The organism is Dermatophilaceae bacterium Soc4.6 (genome assembly GCA_039889245.1).
Lineage (GTDB): Bacteria > Actinomycetota > Actinomycetes > Actinomycetales > Dermatophilaceae > Lapillicoccus.
Window position 1 is genome coordinate 1,512,931 of the sequence record JAZGVH010000002.1, and the last position, 13,361, is coordinate 1,526,291.

Below are 13,361 nucleotides of genomic sequence, written 5' to 3' on the forward strand. Positions count from 1 at the left end.
AGACGGTGAGGCGCTGACGGAATCGTGGGGTCACGTGCGGATCCTGCCAGACCCACCGAGGTGAGGGGTGGACGGCTGCCGACCCGCTGAGGCGCCGCGGGTCAGCGGACCGGCTCGGGCTCCGGCACCGTGACCGGCACGAGCGCCAGCCGCGGCAGCCGGCGCGGGGTCCGGGTGACCCGGAGGCGACCCGCGGGTCCCCCTCGAGCATGGAGGGCCAGCACCGCCAGGAGCGACAGCCCCACCATGACCGTGCCGATGCCGATGGTCCATCGGGGGCCGGCGTGGTCACCGAGCCAGCCGATCAGCGGGGCGCCGATCGGGGCGCCCCCCATGAGGATCGCCATGTAGAGCGACATCACCCGGCCGCGCATCTGTGGCTCGACCGACAGCTGGACCGTGGAGTTGGCGGTGGTGAGCGCCGTCAGCGAGGCCAACCCGACGGGCACGAGCGCGAGCGCGAAGAGGTCGTAGGTCGGGGCGAGGGCGGCCAGCAGGGAGGCGACCGTGAAGCCCCCGAGGGCGACGAGGACCACGGCAAGGCGGGGCTCGCGCCGTCGCGCCGAGAGCAGGGCGGCGGCGAGGGAGCCGATCGCCATGATCGAGCCGAGCAGGCCGTACTGGGTCGCACCCTGGTGGAAGACCTGGGTGGCCATGAGGGCCATGGTCAGCTGGAAGTTCATGCCGAAGGTGCCCAGGACGAAGACCAGCCCCATGATCACCATCAGATCGGGACGGCTGCGCACGTAGGCGAAGCCCTCGCGCACCTGGCCCTTGCCCCGCAGCCGGGGGGAAGGGGTCAGCTCGTCGGTGTGCAGGGCGGCGAGCGAGGCGATGACGAAGAAGAACGACAGACCGTTGAGCAGCAGAGCCGTGCCGGTGCCCAGCCACGCGATGACCAGCCCGGCGACACCGGGGCCGACGAGCCGTCCGGCGTTGAAGGAGGCGCTGTTGAGGCCGACGGCGTTGCTCAGCTGCTGGCGCGGCACGATCTCGGAGACGAACGACTGGCGGGCCGGGTTGTCGACGGAGGTCGCGATGCCCTGGAAGAGGGCGACGGCATACACCTGCCAGAGCTGCACGACGCCGCTGAGGGTGAGCACGGCGAGGGTGAGCGCCGACACGGCGAGCGCGCCCTGCGAGACGAAGAGGATGCGGCGCTTGGGGAAGCGGTCGGCGATGACCCCGGTGAACGGCGCGAGGAGCAGGAAGGGCAGGAACTGCAGCCCCGTGACGAGGCCGAGCGCGGTGGCGGAGTGGTCGGTGAGGACCGTGAGCACGAGCCAGTCCTGCGCGACGCGGCCCATCCAGGTGCCGACGTTGGAGACGAAGGAGCCGCTGAAGTAGATGCGGTAGTTGCGGATCGACAGCGACGAGAAGGTCGGGCTCACTCGCTGGCCACCCGGGTGAGGATCTGCGTGGCCCGGGCGAGCACGTCCTGCTCCTCGAGGCTGAGGTGCTTGACCCGGCTGGCCATCCACGCGTCGCGGCGGCGGCGGATCGACCGCACGCTGCGTCGGCCCTCGTCGGTCAGGCTGAGGATGACCTGACGCCCGTCGGTGGGGTCGTCCTGACGGCTGACCAGACCCTGCTCGACCAGTGCGGCGACGGTGCGGGTCATGCTCGGCTTTGCGACGCGCTCGATCTCGGCCAGCTCGCCGGGCGTGCGCGGGGCACCCTCGAGTCGGCACAGCACCGAGAACTGGTGGGGAGCCACGTCGTGGCTGGACTCGAAGCGGACACGGCGGCTGATCCGCATACAGGCCAGGCGAAGGTCGGCCGAGAGGTGGGCGATCTGCTGGGGGGTGAAGGAGGTGGGCGCGCTGTTCATCGGTCGTTAGCCTAACTCATTACCTTGGCTAACGATCTCTGGGTCCGGGGGGTGACTCGGAGTCGACCCCGCAGCGGTCCGGTCGGGTCGGGCGCGACGCCGCCGGTCTGGCCCGTGCGCACCTCGAGCCCCAGCGCCCAGCCGCGGGCCGCATAGCCTTGGGTCATGAGCACCCCCGACGCCCGTATGGAGTCCTCCCCCGCCGGGGGCGCGGGGGCGGGCCCACGACCGGCGACCGTCTCGGTCCCGACGGTCTGCGTCGTCGGGTCGCTCGCGTGGCTGGTCGTGCTCGTGGTCACCCTGGTGGTGCCGGATCTCCACACGGGCGAACGCTCGTGGTGGCCGTGGACGGCCGTCGCCGGGCTCGCGCTCGGCGTCGGGTGCTGGCTCTACGTCAGGCGCGGGCGGGGGAATGCCGCAGGCGCCTGAGCTCAGACGAACTCGAGCGCCAGCTCGTCGAGGATCGGCTCACCCATGGGCTCGGGCTCGGGCAGCGGCGCACGGGTCTCGCTGTGCGCACCGCAGCCGTGGTCGAGGCTGACGACTGTGCCGTCGGAGGGCGACCACTCGCTGGCGCAGACACCGAAGACGATGCGCAGGGCCCCGGCCATCGGCACGTAGAAGCCGCAGCTCGAGCACGACGCCTCGGCCTTGACCGCGACCTCGGCGGTCGGCCCGTGCGACCCGTCGTACCAGCGCTGGGCGGCGTCGTCGCGGCCCTCGGCGCTGAGCACCCGCGGGCGCCCCAGACCGAGCTCGACGAAGCCGACCTGGTCGACGTCGTCGTCGCCCGTCGCCTCGAACCCCGCCTCGAGCAGCGGGTCGTCCTCGCGGTAGGGCAGGACGTCGCCGGCGCTGAGGTCGCCGGGGGCGAGACGCTCGTCATACGGCAGCCACTGCGGTGACAGCACCGAGTCGGGGCCCGGCACGAGGTTGGTCTCGCAGACCGTGGCGTCCTTCTGCCGAGGCGCGCGGGCCACGCTGACCGCCCAGCGCCAGCCCCGGTAGGCCGGGCTCGAGCAGTCGAAGTAGTGCGTGGCCAGGCGCTCGCCCTCCATCACCATCTCGAGGTGCTCACCGACCGCGCCGGCCAGCGCGACGTCGTCGAGGGCGGCCCGGGCGACGTCGACGGCGGCCGCGAGGGTCGCGTCCTTCTTCAGGGGCTTGGAGTCGGTGCTGGAGTCGGGCACGGTCACGCCTCGAGGTCGGTGGCGACGGCCCGCATGACCTGCGAGACCTTGGATGCGAACTCCTTGTCGGGGTAGCGCCCGTGACGCAGGCCCTCACCGACCGAGTCGAGCAGGGCGATGAGGTCCTCGACGATGACGACCATGTCGTCGGCGGGCTTGCGCAGCGCGGCCCGCTTGCCCGCGGTGACGGTCGGCGCGGGGTCGAGCACGCGCAGCGACAGCGCCTGGGCGCCGCGGCGGCCCTCGACGATGCCGAACTCGACGCGCGTGCCGCCCTTGAGCGTGGTGGTGCCCTCAGGCAGGGCGTTGGCGTGCAGGAAGACGTCAGCGCCCTCGTCGTCGGAGAGGAAGCCGAAGCCCTTCTCGGCGTCGTACCACTTCACCTTGCCGGTCGGCATGGGTTACCTCGTTCGGGAGTTGTCGAGTCTGCGGCGCGTCGACGACCTGGGTCGCGACGCTGCGGGGATGACCCCCACTTTACGGGAGGCCACCAACCCGTTTGACCGCCGTCGGCAGGCGGGGCGGGCAGGCGGGGCGGGCGGGCGGGCGCCGAGCCTCCGCGAGCGGTCTCAGCCGATGCGGATGCCCCAGGTGCCGGTGTGCGAGCCCCCCGGCTCGAGCACCACGAGGTCGGCGCCCGACGCGAGGGCCGCCGGCGGGCAGGTCATCGGCTCGATGGCGATGCCGTTGCTGCCCTCGGTCTGCGAGGTCGAGCGGCCGGTGAAGACCTGCATCCAGCCGTAGTGCTCGTCGGCCCACAGGGTCACGGCGCCCAGCGCGACCCCGTCGAGCCGCGCCTCCCAACGGCCGTCCCCACCGCGCGCGAGGTCGGTGAAGGCGGTGTCGAGGTCGGTCGCACCGAGCACGCGCCCACCCCGGAAGTCGTAGGCCGTGCCGTCGACCCGGTGGGTCGCGACCGGCAGGAGCCGGTCGGGAGTGACCTCGAGGAAGCTCGAGCCGGGCAGGGTGAGCGAGAGGTCGTCGAGGGGGGTGTCGCCGACGTGGAGGTAGGGGTGTGCGCCGTAGCCGTAGGGCGCCCGGGTGGAGGACCGGTTGACGGCGCTCGTCGTCACCTCGAGCCCGGCCTCGGTCAGCGTGTAGGTCGTGGCGAGGTCGAGCACCCAGTCCCACCCCGGCTGGGGGTGCAGTCGGTGGGTGAGGGTGACGTGGTGCTCGCCGAGGTCGCCGAGCCCCCACGAGGCCCAGCGCACCAGCCCGTGGCTCGCGTTGTGCAGCTTGGGCTCCGTCAGCGGCAGCTGGTGGTCGACGCCGTCGAAGCTCCAGCGACCGTCGGCGACACGGTTGGGCCACGGGATCAGCTGTTGCCCGCGGCCAGCCACGACCGTGGCGTCGGCGGGGTAGCCGGCGACGACATCCACCCCGCCGCGGCTCCAGCTGCGCAGCCCGCCGCCGACCTCCACCACGGTCAGCACGTCGCCGCCGCGGCTGATGGTCCACTGCTGGCCGGTGGGCTGGCCCTCCGGGGCGAGGGCGGAGAAGGACGTCACCCTCCCAACCTATCGGCGGGCCGAGCGCCGGTGCCCCACCCGTGGGCGCGTCGGCACCACCGGGGCCGCCCCGACTACCGTGGTGCGGTGCCCCCCCGCCGTCGATCCTCCGCGACCACAGCCCCCGCGGTGACCGCCCCCGCGGCCCGCAGCCTGGCCGACGACATCCGGGCCCGCAGCGACGACGAGCTGGTCGCGCTGGTGGTCGGCCGCCCCGACCTGGCCCGCCCCGCCCCCGCCGACCTCACCTCGCTGGCGGCCCGGGCCAGCACGCGCGCCAGCGTGCAGCGCTGCCTCGAGGCGCTCGACCGCGGCCAGCTGCAGGTGCTCGAGGCCACGGTCGTCGTCGGCGACGGCGCGGCGCCCGCTCGGGTCGCAGCCCTGCTCGGCGAGGGCGCCGACCCCGAGCGCGACGTGGCGCCGGTGCTCGAGCAGCTGCGCAGCCTCGGCCTGCTCTGGCGCGCCAGCGACGGGCTGCACGTGGTGCGCACCGTGCCCGACGTGCTCGGGCCCACGCCCGTCGGTCTGGGCCCCGCCGCAGCCGACCTCCAGGGCACACCGACGGCCGGGCTCACGGACCCGCACGAGATCGCCCGGCTCGTCGAGCGGGCCCCGCCGGGCGCTCGAGCTGTGCTCGACCGGCTCGCCTGGGGACCTCCGGTGGGTGTCGTGGGCGCCGCCGCAGGCAGCGGACAGGGCGGCACCGACGGCGCCGGCTGGCTGCTCGAGCGGGGACTGCTCGCCCGTCTCGCGCCCGAGCTCACGGCGCTGCGCAGCACGGTGGCCGCGCCCAACGACCTGCGGGTCGTGCTGCCCCGCGACGTGGCAATCGTGTTGCGAGGCGGGCAGATCCACGCCCACCCGGCGCTCGCACCTCCCCCGGCCCGGACCACCCCCCTGGCGCAGGACGTCATCGACGCGACAGCCGCCGGGGTCGTCGTCGACCTGCTCACCCACGTCGAGGAGCTGGTGCTGCGGTGGGGGTCCAACCCGCCGCGGGTGCTGCGCACCGGTGGGCTCTCCATACGCGACCTGCGGGTGGTCGGCACGTCGCTCGAGCTGCCGGCCGATCAGGCCGCCTTCGTCGTCGAGATCGCGTATGCCGCGGGCCTCGTCGCCGACGACGGCGAGCTCGCGCCGGTGTGGGCACCGACGACGGCGTCCGACGAGTGGCAGGCCCTGCCCGCCGGGTCACGCTGGGAGCGGCTGGCGACCGGCTGGTTCGCCTCGATGCGCGCCACCCACCTGGTCGGGGGGCGTGACGCCACCACGACGGCGGGCGGGGCCGCCCCCTCGAGCTCCAACGCGCTCGGACCCGACGTGCAGTGGCCGGCCATCAGGGCGCTGCGGGCCGAGGTGCTCAGCGAGCTGGCCACGAGCCCCGAGGGCGCCGTGACGGCGAGCGAGTCCGTGGTCGAGCGACTGCTGTGGCGGCGACCCCTGCGCAACCCGCGGATGCTGCGCGACGCCGCCGCAGCCGTCCTGCGCGAGGCCGAGTGGCTGGGCGTGACCGGACGTGGCGCCCTCTCCCGTGCCGGTCGAGCGTTGGTGGTCAAGGTGGGCGACGCCGCGGCCGCGATGGGCTCGGCCCTGCCCGAGTCGGTGGACTACGTGCTCCTGCAGGCCGACCTGACGGCCATCGCGCCCGGCCCGCTCGAAGGAGAGCTGGCCCGCCTCATGCGACTGGTCTCCGACGTCGAGTCGCGAGGCGGCGCAACGGTGCACAGGCTCTCACCGACCTCGGTGCGCCGCGCCCTCGACGTGGGGTGGACCGCCGACGAGCTGCTCGAGCGTCTGCGCGAGGCGAGCCGCACCGGCGTGCCCCAGCCGCTGGAGTACCTCGTGCGTGACCTCGCCCGACGCCACGGCCAGACCCGGGTGGGCGCCGCCACCGCCTACATCCGCAGTGACGACGAGGCGGTGCTCGAGACCATGGTGGCCGAGCGGTCGCTCGGGGCGCTGCGCCTGCGCCGCATCGCGCCGACCGTCGTGATCTCCGGGGCGGATCCCGTCACGATGCTGGAGATGCTGCGCGACAAGGGTTTTGCCCCGGTGCAGGAGGGGTCCGACGGCCAGGTCGTCGTCACCGCACCCCCCGAGCGACGGGCCCGCGACCGGCGACCCGCGGCGCGACCCGTCGTGGCTGCGGTCGACGCCGAGCTGGCCGGGCGGCTCGTCACCGGGCTGCGGACCGCCGAGATCTCGGCCCAGGCGCTGCGCTCGCGTCAGGAGGCCGACGGGCCGGTGCTCGAGGCCACCGACCCGACCGTCACCATCGCGCTGCTGCGAGACGCCGCCGCCGACCAGCGTGGAGTCTGGATCGGCTACGCCGACAACGGTGGTCGCTCCACCACCCACCTGTTCTACCCCCTGGCGATCGACGGTGGTCGAGCCTTCGGGCGCCTCGCCGACAGCGCCGAGGAGCGCGCCTTCGTCATCCACCGCATCACGGGCGTCGCCAGCGCCTGATCGCAGCTGTCCCGGTTGCTCCGGCCGTCAGCCTGACGCCTGTCCGCGCGGGACGCGGAGACGGCGAGAAGGATACATTTCTGGTTCCGGCTCGCCCGTGGGGGTGGGCCCGCCCAGCCTGGAGGAACGCGTGAGCTCGTGGTCGGCACCCGGAGGCGGCGACGACGGCTACCCGTCGCGCCCGCCACAGGACGCATCGCCGCCTCCCCCGGTCGCTCCACCCTACGGCGCCCCCGGCCCCTACGGAGCCCCGGACTCCTACGGCGCCCCCGGCCCCTACGGAGCCCCGGACTCCTATGGCGCCCCCGCCTCCTACGGCGCCCCCACCTTCCACAGCGCTCCAGCCATCTATGGAGCCCCCAGCCCCTACGGCACACCTCGGCTGGGCGGCCTCGCCCCCTACGGCCGGACGCCACCGATGACCTCGGGGTGGCGCTCCGGCACCATCACCCAGCTCGTCCTGTCGCTGCTGCTCACCTTCCTCGGCTGCGGCCTGGGTCTGCCCAGCCTGATCCTGTCGATCGTCGCGATGACCCGGTCACAGACCGACGGGACGTCCGCGACCCGGCTCGCCAAGGTGGGGTGGGTCTGCTTCGGGGTCGCCGCCGCCCTCGTCGTGGCGTTTTGGGCCTTCTTCGTCAGCTTCGTCAGCGGTCGGCCGGGCGCGGGCAACCCCGTCGAGCAGATCTGACCCCGCCTGCCGTGCCCGACGGAACAACTCCCCTCCACACGAGGTTGGACTGCAGAACATGAATGACGGCCCCCTCATCGTCCAGAGCGACAAGACCCTGCTGCTCGAGGTCGACCACCCGTCGGCCGAGCTGGCCCGACGCGCCATCGCCCCCTTCGCCGAGCTCGAGCGCGCGCCGGAGCACGTGCACACCTACCGCGTGACACCGCTGGGTCTGTGGAACGCGCGCGCCGCCGGCCACGACGCCGAGTCGGTCGTCAACGCCCTCATCACCCACAGCCGGTATGCCGTGCCGCAGGCCCTGCTCATCGACATCGCCGACACGATGGACCGCTACGGTCGGCTCACCCTCGACAAGCACCCCGAGCACGGGCTGACCCTCACGACCACCGACCGCCCGGTGCTCGAGGAGATCCTGCGGCACAGGCGGATCCAGCCGCTGCTCGGCGCGCGGATCGACGACCTGACGGTCGCGGTGCACCCGAGCGAGCGAGGCCACCTCAAGCAGGAGCTGCTCAAGGTCGGGTGGCCGGCGGAGGACCTCGCGGGCTACGTCGACGGCGAGGCGCACCCCATCGAGCTGCTCACCGACGGCTGGTCGCTTCGCCCCTACCAGCAGCAGGCCGTCGACGGCTTCTGGCACGGCGGCTCCGGCGTCGTGGTGCTCCCCTGCGGTGCGGGCAAGACCCTGGTCGGCGCCGGCGCGATGGCTGCGGCGAAGGCGACCACCCTCATCCTCGTCACCAACACCGTCTCGGCCCGGCAGTGGAAGGAGGAGCTGATCAAGCGCACCTCCCTCACCGAGGAGGAGATCGGTGAGTACTCCGGCTCCCGCAAGGAGATCCGTCCGGTCACCATCGCGACCTACCAGGTCCTGACGACGAAGCGGAAGGGCGCCTACGCCCACCTCGACCTGCTCGACGCCCGCGACTGGGGCCTCGTGGTCTATGACGAGGTGCACCTGCTCCCCGCCCCCATCTTCCGCATGACCGCCGACCTGCAGGCCCGCCGCCGGCTCGGCCTCACCGCCACGCTCGTGCGCGAGGACGGCCGCGAGGGCGACGTCTTCTCGCTCATCGGCCCCAAGCGCTACGACGCGCCGTGGAAGGACATCGAGGCCCAGGGCTACATCGCGCCGGCCGACTGCGTCGAGGTGCGGGTCTCGCTGCCCGAGGGCCAGCGCATGGCGTATGCGATGAGCGAGCCCGAGGAGCGCTACCGGCTCTCGTCGTGCAGCTCCGCCAAGGACCCGGTCGTGCAGCGGCTCGTCGAGAAGCACCGCGGTGAGCCGACCCTCGTCATCGGTCAGTACCTCGACCAGCTCGAGACCCTCTCGCAGCGCCTCGACGCCCCGATCATCACCGGCGCGACCTCGGTAGCCGAGCGACAGAAGCTCTTCCAGGGGTTCCGGGTAGGCGAGATCCAGCTGCTCGTGGTCAGCAAGGTCGCCAACTTCTCGATCGACCTGCCCGAGGCCAGCGTCGCCATCCAGGTCTCGGGCACCTTCGGCTCACGCCAGGAGGAGGCCCAGCGCCTCGGCCGGGTGCTCCGCCCCAAGGGCGACGGCCGCACCGCGCACTTCTACACCGTCGTCGCGCGCGACACCGTCGACGCCGACTTCGCCGCGCACCGGCAGCGGTTCCTCGCCGAGCAGGGCTACGCCTACCGCATCGTCGACAGCGACGACCTGCCGGTGTGACGCCGCGTCTGGCCCTCGTGAGGCGAAACCTCGCACCCGCCCCTGGGGTAGACGGTCGCTGCATGGAGCGACCGATCACCCCGACGCCATGCTCGGACCGGGGTGGCCGGTAACATCACCTCCAGCACTCGGGTAGCGCCGAGCAGGGGCTCGCCCATCACGTCCTCCACAGCGACGACCTGCCCGTCTGGAGCGCCATCTTGGCTCATCCGGAAGGGGTGAAATGATACTTTTGTCCGTATGCGCATGTCGAGTGATCACGCCCTTCTCCCGGCACCCCGTCGCGCACTCGGGACCGGCTCACTGCTCGCCCTCGGCCTGACCCTCCTCGCCGTTGGCCTGTACGCCGTCGGTCGCGGCCACCTCTACCGCGGCGACACCTGGCCCGACTACCTCGTCATGCTCGCGGCCGCGGTGGCCCTGCTCCTCGCCTTCACGCTGCACGCGGGCCGGGCCCCGGCCGGCTCCTGGTCGTGGCGGGCGCTGCGATCCCGCTCGCTCCTGGCCCTGCCCCCGGTCGTCGTCCTGCTCATGTCCCTCGCGGTGCTGGGCGGCAACGAGGGCGTCTCGGCCCCACGTGACTCGGCCCAGGGGTTCTCGACGTTCATCGCGCTGGGGGCGGTGGTCGTGGCGCTCACAGTGGTGGTCAAGGCACCACGTACGGCCGCCTCCACCGCGACGACGTGGGCCGGGCGGGACGGTGTGCCCCCCGCAGGGGTCGAGCGGATCCTGCTGCGCCGCTACCGGTTCCTGTCTCGATCCTCCTTCGTCGACGTCTCCTCGACCGAGGTCACCTTCGTGGTCCCCGTCGTCTTCGGCCGCGGGCGGTCGTGGGTCGTCCCGATCGCAGCGGTGGGTGTCGTCCTGGATGGCGGGCTCGGTCAGGACGACGAGGACGACGAGGACGACGAGGACGACGAGGACCTCGACCAGGTCGGGCCGGGCTGGGGCAACGAGGAACCCCAGGACGCCGAGTGGGTGACGGAGCAGGAGTTTCGCGTCCCCTACCTGGCCACGACCACTTCTTTCCGGTCAGCGAACCTCGCGCTGCTCTTCACGAGCCCCCTCCCGATCCCCCCGATCCGCTGGCTCGTCGGCGGCGACCTCGGCATCTCCCCCCGCGCCACCCGCCGTGAGGGAGGCGTGGCCCTGGACGGTGTCGAGCTGCGGGTGGTCGACCCGGGAGGCGCCGTACGGGTGCTGCTCGCGAAGGGCGTGCAGGGCATCGACGACCCCGACGAGTTCGTGCAACGACACCGCCAGGTCGTGCGCGACCCCCATCAGGTCAGGGCCCAGGTGGCGAGGGAGCGGCGGACGGTCGGGCGCGAGGCGGTGATGACGGTCGCGTTCATCGCGGCCGCCATCGCCTTCAAGGTCACCGACGACGAGCGCTACGCCATCGCGGGTCTCGGCGTGGTCGCGGTGGCCTACCTCCTGGAGCGGGTGACCCGCGGGCGCGCCACGGCGTGAGGTGGTGCCCGGGCCCCACGCAGACTCGTCGTGGCAGAGCGCCTGACCACCCGTCGGGAGCCCCGTCGACGGCACTGGTATCTGGCGATACCGTTGGGCGATGGCCATGACCCTGCGGCTCACCGACGCCGACGACCTGCTGCTGACCGAGCGCGCCCGCCAGGAGGGACGGAGCAAGCAGGACGTCGCCCGGGAGGCCATCCGCACCTACCTCACCGATGAGGTGCGCCGGGTCGAGGACCTCGAGGACGAGCTGGCCGTGGCTCGTTACCAGGTCCGCCGCCAGCTGGGCGACGTCACCTACGTGACTCAGGCGCAGGCGCGCTCGGCCCTGGGGCTGCCCCCCTCGCCACCGCCGGCCGCGCGCCCTTGACCTACGAGATCCTCTGGACCGACGAGGCGTTCACCGCCGCGCAGGCCTTCATGGTGGAGGATTCGGCGGGCCTGACGGGCCTCTTCGAGACCGTCGACGACCTGGCCCGGGATCCGCGGCCCGCTGCTGCCTTCCCCTGGGGCTCTGGTGGTGTCCTTCGCCTCCGGGCTGGCCGGTACCGGGTGCTCTACGAGATCGACGACACGACCGTCCGGATCGATGTCCTCCACCTGGGCCGAGGCCGCTGAGATCCGGTCGTGCGCAGCGTCGCCGGTGTCATCCTGCGCCGTCGGCGACGCAGACCCCTGGACACACGTGGTGACCGACATCGAGGTCGACGGCCCGTGGGTGCGCACTCGACGCCGCTACCCACGGGTGGTCGACTGGGCAGACTGCAGGCCGAGCCCCCGCTCATCCGCACGACCACCCCCGACCGGCTCCAGCACCTCCACCGCCAGCACCGTCGGCAGGTGCCGGGCGATCTCCTCCCACGTCTCACCCTCGTCGCGGCTGGCGAAGACCGAGCCCGTGTTCGTCCCGAAGTAGACCCCCGCGGGGTCGCGCCCGTCGCCGCTCATCGCCTGCCGGAGCACGGTGAAGAAGCACGCCTCCTGGGGCAGGCCCACCCGCTGCGCCTCCCACGAGGCACCGGCGTCCCGTGACCGCCAGACCGCGGCGGCGGCACCCGGCGGGTAGCGGCCCTCGCTGTCACCGTTGAGCGGCACGGTCCACAGCGTCTGCGGGTCGTGCGGGTGGGTCCAGAGGGGGAAGCCGAAGGTCGAGGGTAGGCCCGGGGTGATGTCGTGCCAGCTCCCACCCGCGTCGTCGGAGCGCCAGACCCCGTGGTGGTTCTGCTGGTAGAGCCGGTCGGTGTCGCCGACGGCGCGCTCGAGGTGGTGCACACAGAAGCCGGTGTGCCCGTCGGACGCGGCCGCGGGGTGCGCGTGACCCTCCCCGTCGGCGGGGTCGGCGAGGTCGTTGCGCCGCTCCCAGGTCACCCCGCCGTCCTGTGTGGCGAAGACCCCGGCCGTCGAGATCCCGACCCACAGCCGGTCCGGGTCCGCAGGGTCCGAGACGATCGTGTGCAGCACCAGCCCGGCCCCTCCGGGGACCCACTCCTGCGCGGACGGGTGGTCGGTCAGCCCCGTGACGACCTCCCACGTCGCACCGTCGTCGTCGCTGACCAGCAGGGTCGCCGGCTTCGTCCCGGCATACAGGCGCGTGCCGGCGCGGCCGAGCGACCAGACCTGCGAGAAGGTCTCCCCGAAGGGGACCGGCTGCTCGCTCCAGCCGATGGACGCCGCGAAGTCGGGGCTGCCCGCGGCCCAGGCGTCCATCTGCCCAGACGTCAGCTTGGCCAGCTGCCACGTGCGGCCGCCGTCACCCGAGCGCCAGACCCCGGCGCCGGTCCACTCACCACCACCGCAGGCCCACATGGCCCCGCTGACGGGGTCGCCGACGACGTGGTTGACCGACCACCCGTCGCAGTAGGGCCCGCGGACCGACCAGTGGGTGCGGTCGGCGTCGCCGTCGAGCACGAAGGCGCCCTTGGTGGTGCCCACCAGCAGGTGGATGGCTGCGTCGGACATGCCTGCCGCTCCTTCGTGGCTCGGCGTCCGGCTGGGCCGTCGGACGTGCGTCCCAGTGTCGCGACGCGGGGCCCGCCCGGCAAGGGCCTGCCTGTGGGATCCTCGAGCGTGCCCGGCCACCGCCTCTTCACCACCAGCTTCGCCACCATCCACGCCCTCTACGTGGCCAAGGTCGAGCGCAAGGGGCACACCGGCTCTGAGGTGGACGAGGTGATCTGCTGGCTGACCGGTCACGACCCCTCCAGCCTGCAACGGGTCATCGACGACGAGATCGACCTGCAGACCTTCTTCGCCGACGCGCCGGCGATGAGCCCGCACGCCGGCCTCATCACCGGGGTCGTCTGCGGGCACCGGGTCGAGGACATCGAGGACCCGCTGATGCAGCAGGTCCGGTGGATGGACAAGCTCGTCGACGAGGTCGCACGGGGCAAGAAGATGTCGGCGATCCTGCGGGCACCGGGCTGACCACGCGCTGAGCGGTATCGACAACCGCATGGCGGTCACACTTCTCCCGCTCTGCGCGTCAGGGGAGCATGAGCAC

14 protein-coding genes are annotated in these 13,361 nt (G+C 73.0%); 8 read left to right on the top strand and 6 right to left on the bottom strand.

Translation table 11 applies throughout. The features are described from left to right. Positions 1-101: 101 nt before the first annotated feature. Together V3N99_06935 and V3N99_06940 are read right to left on the bottom strand one after the other, a co-directional pair. Entirely contained in the window at positions 102-1,391 is a 1,290-nt protein-coding gene (locus tag V3N99_06935; protein ID MEO3936480.1) for an MFS transporter, read from the bottom strand. Then, positions 1,388-1,831: a MarR family transcriptional regulator gene (locus V3N99_06940; protein ID MEO3936481.1), complete on the bottom strand. Its 444-nt coding sequence runs from the start codon at positions 1,829-1,831 to the stop codon at positions 1,388-1,390. The genes V3N99_06935 and V3N99_06940 overlap by 4 nt, the downstream gene beginning before the upstream one ends. A gap of 165 nt (positions 1,832-1,996) precedes the next feature. Here V3N99_06940 and V3N99_06945 point away from each other — a divergent pair, with 165 nt between their 5' ends. Further along, positions 1,997-2,260: a DUF2530 domain-containing protein gene (locus tag V3N99_06945; GenBank protein MEO3936482.1), complete on the top strand. Its 264-nt coding sequence runs from the start codon at positions 1,997-1,999 to the stop codon at positions 2,258-2,260. Between the two features lie 2 nt (positions 2,261-2,262). Here V3N99_06945 and V3N99_06950 read toward each other — a convergent pair whose 3' ends face one another. From V3N99_06950 to V3N99_06960, 3 genes are all read right to left on the bottom strand, one after another. Continuing rightward, positions 2,263-3,021, bottom strand: coding sequence for a DUF3027 domain-containing protein (locus V3N99_06950; GenBank protein MEO3936483.1), 759 nt, complete (start codon positions 3,019-3,021; stop codon positions 2,263-2,265). A gap of 2 nt (positions 3,022-3,023) precedes the next feature. Continuing rightward, entirely contained in the window at positions 3,024-3,419 is a 396-nt protein-coding gene (locus tag V3N99_06955) for a cold-shock protein (GenBank protein MEO3936484.1), read from the bottom strand. A gap of 171 nt (positions 3,420-3,590) precedes the next feature. Further along, positions 3,591-4,529 (bottom strand): aldose 1-epimerase family protein, encoded by a 939-nt coding sequence (locus tag V3N99_06960; protein ID MEO3936485.1) that lies wholly within the window; start codon positions 4,527-4,529, stop codon positions 3,591-3,593. Between the two features lie 129 nt (positions 4,530-4,658). On the opposite strand from V3N99_06960, the gene V3N99_06965 reads away from it, so the two are divergent. The 6 genes from V3N99_06965 (at position 4,659) to V3N99_06990 (ending at position 11,479) form a co-directional block, all read left to right on the top strand. Next, positions 4,659-6,998, top strand: a complete 2,340-nt coding sequence (locus tag V3N99_06965) for a helicase-associated domain-containing protein (GenBank protein ID MEO3936486.1) — start codon at positions 4,659-4,661, stop codon at positions 6,996-6,998. Between the two features lie 130 nt (positions 6,999-7,128). Continuing rightward, on the top strand, positions 7,129-7,689 hold the full coding sequence (locus V3N99_06970; protein MEO3936487.1) for a hypothetical protein: 561 nt from the start codon (positions 7,129-7,131) through the stop codon (positions 7,687-7,689). Positions 7,690-7,747: 58 nt separating this feature from the next. Further along, entirely contained in the window at positions 7,748-9,388 is a 1,641-nt protein-coding gene (locus tag V3N99_06975) for a DNA repair helicase XPB (GenBank protein ID MEO3936488.1), read from the top strand. Between the two features lie 240 nt (positions 9,389-9,628). Then, entirely contained in the window at positions 9,629-10,858 is a 1,230-nt protein-coding gene (locus V3N99_06980) for a hypothetical protein (protein ID MEO3936489.1), read from the top strand. A 100-nt stretch (positions 10,859-10,958) separates the two neighbouring features. After that, positions 10,959-11,231 (top strand): ribbon-helix-helix protein, CopG family, encoded by a 273-nt coding sequence (locus V3N99_06985; protein MEO3936490.1) that lies wholly within the window; start codon positions 10,959-10,961, stop codon positions 11,229-11,231. Continuing rightward, positions 11,228-11,479: a type II toxin-antitoxin system RelE/ParE family toxin gene (locus tag V3N99_06990; GenBank protein MEO3936491.1), complete on the top strand. Its 252-nt coding sequence runs from the start codon at positions 11,228-11,230 to the stop codon at positions 11,477-11,479. The genes V3N99_06985 and V3N99_06990 overlap by 4 nt, the downstream gene beginning before the upstream one ends. A 117-nt stretch (positions 11,480-11,596) precedes the next feature. Here the strand turns inward: V3N99_06990 and V3N99_06995 are convergent, their stop codons facing one another. Beyond that, positions 11,597-12,820 carry a sialidase family protein gene (locus V3N99_06995; GenBank protein MEO3936492.1) on the bottom strand — a complete coding sequence of 408 codons (1,224 nt, stop codon included), beginning with the start codon at positions 12,818-12,820 and terminating at the stop codon, positions 11,597-11,599. Positions 12,821-12,928: 108 nt separating this feature from the next. Here V3N99_06995 and V3N99_07000 point away from each other — a divergent pair, with 108 nt between their 5' ends. Then, positions 12,929-13,285 carry a DUF2200 domain-containing protein gene (locus V3N99_07000; GenBank protein ID MEO3936493.1) on the top strand — a complete coding sequence of 119 codons (357 nt, stop codon included), beginning with the start codon at positions 12,929-12,931 and terminating at the stop codon, positions 13,283-13,285. The last annotated feature ends 76 nt before the right edge of the window (positions 13,286-13,361 follow it).

Coding starts and splice junctions, on each gene's coding strand:
- V3N99_06940 (MEO3936481.1), bottom strand. CDS start 1,831: ATGAACAGCGCGCCCACCTCCTTCACCCCCCAGCAGATCGCCCACCTC.
- V3N99_06945 (MEO3936482.1), top strand. CDS start 1,997: ATGAGCACCCCCGACGCCCGTATGGAGTCCTCCCCCGCCGGGGGCGCG.
- V3N99_06955 (MEO3936484.1), bottom strand. CDS start 3,419: ATGCCGACCGGCAAGGTGAAGTGGTACGACGCCGAGAAGGGCTTCGGC.
- V3N99_06975 (MEO3936488.1), top strand. CDS start 7,748: ATGAATGACGGCCCCCTCATCGTCCAGAGCGACAAGACCCTGCTGCTC.
- V3N99_06980 (MEO3936489.1), top strand. CDS start 9,629: ATGCGCATGTCGAGTGATCACGCCCTTCTCCCGGCACCCCGTCGCGCA.
- V3N99_06985 (MEO3936490.1), top strand. CDS start 10,959: ATGGCCATGACCCTGCGGCTCACCGACGCCGACGACCTGCTGCTGACC.
- V3N99_06995 (MEO3936492.1), bottom strand. CDS start 12,820: ATGTCCGACGCAGCCATCCACCTGCTGGTGGGCACCACCAAGGGCGCC.